Source organism: Paraburkholderia sp. SIMBA_027 (genome assembly GCF_046535315.1).
Lineage (GTDB): Bacteria > Pseudomonadota > Gammaproteobacteria > Burkholderiales > Burkholderiaceae > Paraburkholderia > Paraburkholderia tropica.
The window spans coordinates 1-282 of sequence record NZ_JAWRWY010000368.1 but is presented as its reverse complement, the minus strand read 5'-3'; the positions used below and the strand labels follow the sequence as shown (position 1 = coordinate 282).

1 protein-coding gene is annotated in these 282 nt (G+C 33.3%); it reads right to left on the bottom strand.

The features are described from left to right. The coding region (locus SB764_RS39460; RefSeq protein WP_410866677.1) for a hypothetical protein at positions 1-282 on the bottom strand (282 nt) is incomplete at both ends.

Genomic DNA, 282 nt, shown 5'->3' with positions numbered 1-282 from the left:
AATGATGAATAAACTGTCGCAGAGAGTTTATCTGTTAACTTATAATCAAACTTTGCAGAAATTGTATTTTTCTTTTGATCAGAGTTAGGTAGTACTCCTGTGGTTAAGAAATTATTATAATTCAGGAGAATACTTCCATTCTCGCTTCCTTTTTCTATGGTAACAGAGTTAGAAGTTGTTTGTGCACTTTGAAAAAAATCAACAGGAGTATGTTTTGCTGCTACCCAAGGAGTAGCCTTATGATATCCTGGTAATTGTGGAAATAATGAATTCCACTGATAC